The organism is Campylobacter taeniopygiae (genome assembly GCF_005406225.1).
Classification (GTDB): Bacteria; Campylobacterota; Campylobacteria; order Campylobacterales; family Campylobacteraceae; genus Campylobacter_D; species Campylobacter_D taeniopygiae.
Genome location: NZ_NXLY01000082.1, coordinates 1 through 377 on the forward strand (window position 1 = coordinate 1; position 377 = coordinate 377).

Here is a 377-nt window from a genome sequence, read left to right on the forward strand (position 1 = left end):
TTTTAATGGAGTGATACCAAAAGGTTTTAAAACTGATGGAGCGAGTATCCCACGTATCTTTTGGAGTTTTTATCCACCTTTTAAAAGTGAGTATTTTAGTGCTTGTGTGATACATGATTATTTATGTGAAAAAGCAAATTCAAGAAAGGATTACAAACTTGCTGATCTTGCTTTAAAAGAAGCAATGTTATTGCTTGGATGTTCTAAGTTTAAAAGCTTTGTTTTTTACCATGCTTGCAATGCTTTTCACTTTATAAAATGTATATTTAAATCAATATAAAAGGAGTTAAAATGAAAGATTACGGAATTTCTTATATTCCAAATGCCAATCAAAGTTTTAAAGAACCAAGCGAACCTATAGTGAGTGATAAGCTTAG

General features: G+C 30.0%; 1 protein-coding gene. It reads left to right on the forward strand.

The window, feature by feature from the left end; all coding sequences use genetic code 11:
* Positions 1-10 precede the first annotated feature (10 nt).
* Entirely contained in the window at positions 11-280 is a 270-nt protein-coding gene (locus tag CQA75_RS09035; protein ID WP_246023835.1) for a DUF1353 domain-containing protein, read from the forward strand.
* The last annotated feature ends 97 nt before the right edge of the window (positions 281-377 follow it).